At 41.5% G+C, this 4,817-nt stretch carries 4 protein-coding genes; 3 read left to right on the forward strand and 1 reads right to left on the reverse strand.

Annotation, left to right across the window (positions count from 1 at the left end; all coding sequences use genetic code 11):
- Positions 1–819: 819 nt before the first annotated feature.
- From hetF to VB694_RS20840, 3 genes are all read left to right on the forward strand, one after another.
- Positions 820–3,300 (forward strand): cell division protein HetF, encoded by a 2,481-nt coding sequence (gene hetF, locus VB694_RS20830; RefSeq protein WP_323362245.1) that lies wholly within the window; start codon positions 820–822, stop codon positions 3,298–3,300.
- A 113-nt stretch (positions 3,301–3,413) separates the two neighbouring features.
- Positions 3,414–3,752: a P-II family nitrogen regulator gene (locus tag VB694_RS20835; protein WP_016953382.1), complete on the forward strand. Its 339-nt coding sequence runs from the start codon at positions 3,414–3,416 to the stop codon at positions 3,750–3,752.
- A gap of 86 nt (positions 3,753–3,838) precedes the next feature.
- Entirely contained in the window at positions 3,839–4,147 is a 309-nt protein-coding gene (locus VB694_RS20840; protein WP_323362246.1) for a HigA family addiction module antitoxin, read from the forward strand.
- Positions 4,148–4,200: 53 nt separating this feature from the next.
- Here the strand turns inward: VB694_RS20840 and rdgB are convergent, their stop codons facing one another.
- Complete coding sequence (gene rdgB, locus VB694_RS20845) at positions 4,201–4,779, reverse strand: RdgB/HAM1 family non-canonical purine NTP pyrophosphatase (RefSeq protein WP_323362247.1); 579 nt, start codon at positions 4,777–4,779, stop codon at positions 4,201–4,203.
- Positions 4,780–4,817: the final 38 nt, after the last annotated feature.

Genomic DNA, 4,817 nt, shown 5'->3' on the forward strand with positions numbered 1-4,817 from the left:
GGTGTTGATGCCATGCTCCGGATCAATTGAAGTCCGTGATTATTATTGTTTGTTAAGCAAAAAAAACCCCCAGTGGTGTTAGCCAGCTAAGGGAGATTAGTTATCAGGGTGCATCTACTAATTTGAATCTTCTGGGGTTTAATGTCTGATTCCGGAAAAACTTGTTTTTTTGCCATGATTGATATTTAGCAAGCAAATAAAAAACCCCCAGTGGTGTTAGCCAGCTAGGGGAGATTAGTTATCAGGGTGCATCTACTAATTTAATGTTCATAAGTTAAATGTTATTTCCGGAAAAATTTGCTTGTTTTGCCATGATTGATATTTAGCAAGCAAATAAAAAACCCCCAGTGGTGTTAGCCAGCTAGGGGAGATTAATTATCAGGGTGCATCTACCATTTAAACCTTCTTCGTTACTGTAATATGCTCCGGATAAATTTAACCAAATGTAGGTGACTGTTACTTATCGAAAAAATTTCTATAGTTGGTAGTTAGTTAGGGGAGTTAGTTATCAGGATTTGATTTTCTATGTTTGAGAAAAAATTCTTGGGTCAAACATTACTTTTTTTTGCCAAAATTAAAAAGAAAACCCCCAACAGGTGTTAACCTACCAGGGGAGTTGAAGATCAAGGTGCATCTACCAATAAAGTGTTCTAGTCTGAAGTAATCCAATCCGGATAAAGTTGTAGCAGCACTTAAAGGCGAAACAACGCGAAATCAGAAACATTCCTCAGCAAGATACTTCTAAAGTAGGAGAGAGAGTGGAAAGACTAGGCAATTTTATGGTTAAAACCGGATTTTAGGAGGCAAACAGGAGAAATTGTGACCCAGGAATTTCACATTTCCGTAACCCCAGTAGGGCAAAATGACTACTTGGTGCGGACGGAACAAGTCGCACCTGGGGTGCCATTAGCAGAAGAACTGGTGAGTTGGCCTGTGGCTGAGTGGTTAGCGGCCGGAGGACATTTAATGAATGACCCTTTACAGTTGGTGCTACAGGGGGATGCTATCGCCAGAAACTCTGTAAACCTGGTAGCACTGGGTCAACAATTATACAACGCACTATTTCAAGGCACTCTCAGAGATAGTTGGATTACTGCCCAAGGTATTGCCCAGAATCAACAACAGGTACTGCGCTTGCGTTTGGGATTGAAAGATACTAGGTTAGCGCGGTTGCCTTGGGAAGTAATGCACGCGGGCGATCGCCCGCTGGCTACTGGTCCTTATATCGCTTTTTCTCGCTACCAAAGTGGAATTTCTTCCACATCTAGACTACCCACACGCAACCTGCCGACACAACAGGAAGATAGTGGGGTAAAAGTGCTGATGGTGATTTCTTCACCTACTGATCAAATACGTCTAACTTTGCTTAAACAAGAAGCTATCAACCTGCAAGCAGAACTACATCGCCAAATCCCCCGATCAGGGGAAAATAATAATTATCTCCCAGAAATTGAATTGACTGTTCTAGATCAACCAGGAAGAGAAGAGTTGACTCAAGCTTTAGAACAGGCAAGATATCATGTTCTCCACTACTCCGGTCATAGTAATGTGGGTGGGAATGGGGGAGAAATATATTTAGTTAGTAGAAGAACTGGTTTAACAGAAACCCTGAGTGGTGATGATTTAGCTGGGTTGCTGGTCAATAATAATATCCAAATGGCGGTATTTAACTCTTGTTTGGGAGCATATAGAGCTAAGTCGGAAACCGCTGGGGATACAGGAGAACGAAACCTAACGGAAAGTTTGGTAAAAAGAGGAATTAGCAGCGTTTTGGCGATGTCAGAACGCATTCCTGATGAGGTGGCGCTGACACTGACTCAATTATTTTACCGCAACTTAAGCCAGGGCTATCCTCTGGATTTGTGTGTGAGTCGGGTACGTCAGGGCTTAATTTCTGCCTATGGTTCTCACCAAATGTACTGGGCTTTACCGATGTTGTATTTGCATCGGGAATTTGAAGGTTTTCTCAGACCGCAACTTGGCTTATCTGCTAGTTCGGAGTTTGTCAATGAATATCAGTCATCTGTGGGAACATCAAATAATGTCATGTATGCTGCGGCGACAGATGATTTGGAAATACCTTTAACTCTGGAGGAGATGATGATGCCTTCTGAGTTAGCCAGGGAATCTTCTGAGTTAGATTGGCTAGGGGATGATACTTGGGGGGATCTTTTGGATGAAATTGAATATGATCATCCCGATTATGATGAAGATTCGGCAATTGTTGCGGATTTATTTCGTCAGCTAGGTAATCCACAGGTTCAAACTGAAGAAACGCCCATGAAGGCTGAATTAGAGCCACTGGTTTCTGAAAATCATCTTCAGGAACAGCCGTCTTTAGAAGCAGAAAAGGAAGTTAATTTTTGGGGAGATAGACTTACTCAACCAACACCCAATCAGCCAACTGTTGAAACTAATCGGTCAGTTTCTCAACAAATACCATTACCACCACTTCACCAACCACGTCGCCGTCGTCGGCTATGGCCAATTTTTGGGCTGGTGGGTGCAGGTGCGATCGCGGCGATAATTGCGTTAAGTTGGTGGTGGAATCACCGACAGTCATTGGTTTCGGACATCCCACCCATTCCTACTCAAACTTTGACTATTAAACAACCCGAACCTATTGAGTTAAAAACATCATCAACAGGTATTGTTACTGCTACTGCTACAGAAAAATTGAGTCAAGGTAATTTACAAGCTGGACTAGAGGCTGTCGAGGAATTACTCAATCGTGGGGCTTTTGCATCAGCAGAAACTGCTTTGGCGCTGATTCCCGCCCAGCAAACAGAAGATCCAGCGGTTAATTTTTTGCGCGGACGATTGGCTTGGCAGTTTGCTCAAACCAAAGATCAAAAATACAGTATTGATGATGCCCGTCGTTACTGGGAAATTGCGGTACGGGATCGCCCAGATTCGGCGCTGTATAAGAATGCTGTGGGATTTGCTTACTATGCAGAGGGAAATTTGAATCGGGCTAATGATGCGTGGTTTAAGGCTGTGGATTCGGCACTTAAACAGCAAGATACAAGCTTGTCTACTAACCAGACAGCTAATAATATTATGCCATCAGAAGCTTTAAATGCTTATGCGGGATTAGCTTTGGGTTTATATAAATCTGCGAATACTCAACCTGCTGATAGGCAGGAAAGATATATTAAAGAAGCTATTAAACTCCGTCAAATGGTGATTCAGAATGAACCTGTGAAGTTTACAGTAGATCAATTAGCTCAAAATTGGCTGTGGACAGATCAGGCGATCGCAGATTGGCGATCGCTCCTTCAGCAACAAGAAAAGAGGTGACGTAAAATACATAATAACAATTAAGTTAAATAAGTAAAGCTATATTTACAGCTTTAGACAACGAATCTGGTTAGATATATAAACGACGCTCTTAGAAGTCAGGAATCAAAAAAATGAGAAAAGTAGAAGCTATTATCCGCCCATTTAAGCTGGATGAGGTGAAAATTGCCTTAGTTAATGCGGGAATTGTGGGTATGACAATTTCTGAAGTCCGGGGTTTTGGACGACAGAAAGGTCAAACTGAACGCTATCGTGGTTCGGAATATACTGTTGAATTTTTGCAAAAACTAAAGGTGGAAATTGTGGTTGAAGATCACCAAGTAGATATGGTGGTTGATAAAATTATCGCCGCTGCTCGAACTGGTGAAATTGGTGATGGTAAAATTTTTATCTCCCCTGTTGAACAGGTTGTCAGAATTCGTACCGGAGAAAAGAACACCGAAGCTGTGTAATTGTTGAGTATCTAGAAAGTTGGCGTTGTTGAATTTCGTGATTCAGCAGCGCCTTTTGTGGTTTGATTGTGCTAAAGGAAAATTATATGGCGCGTCCACCTATTCATCCTGGAGAAATTTTAGCTGATGAACTGCATGAATTAGGAATAAGTGCAAGTGAATTAGCTCGTTTGCTTCATGTCCCAAAAAATAGAATTACCGAAATAATTAATGGTAAAAGGTCAATTACTGCTGATACTGCATTACGGCTAGGACAATGGTTTGGTAATAGTGCTGAATTTTGGATGAATTTGCAGAAAAATTATGAACTCAGACTAGCTGAAGAAAAAATTAGCAATCGTTCACACCCAGATCCCCGACTTCTAAGATCAATTTATCATTTATGGACACAATAAATAAAAGAAGTCGGGGATCTTATCGCCTCACCTGAATTCTTACCCAAAAACCATCACCTTAACAACTTCAACAACTGGGGAACTAGATTTTTCAAAGCATTACCCCGATGACTAATTGACTTTTTCAATTCCGGTGACATTTCGGCAAAAGTCAACTGCTTTTCTGGTACATAAAAAATCGGATCATAACCAAAACCACCCTCACCACGGGTTGCATAAAGAATTTCACCTTTACAAATACCTTCAGATTGCAAAACTATTTCCCCTTGAGGGTTTGCAACTGCTACTGCACAGAGAAATTGTGCTTGACGATTTTCTGTATCTCCTAATTCCCGTAATAACCGAGAAATACGATCTGCGTCGCTATGACCATAACGGGCAGAATATACACCAGGAGAGCCATTTAGCGCATTTACAGCTAAACCAGAATCATCGGCGATCGCCCAATTTCCTGTAGCTTTAGCGACCTCAGCGGCTTTGAGACAAGCATTGGCTGCAAAAGTTTCTCCAGTTTCATCAACATCTAAATCTGCGGGTTTAAGGGTTAATTCCCAACCAGAATCAACTAAATAAGCTTGCATTTCCCGCAATTTACCGGGATTTCCCGTAGCTACTACCAGTAATTTAGTCATTAGTCATTAGTCATTAGTCATTTGTCATTAGGAAAGAA

It is taken from the genome of Anabaena sp. UHCC 0451 (genome assembly GCF_034931405.1).
GTDB lineage: Bacteria > Cyanobacteriota > Cyanobacteriia > Cyanobacteriales > Nostocaceae > RDYJ01.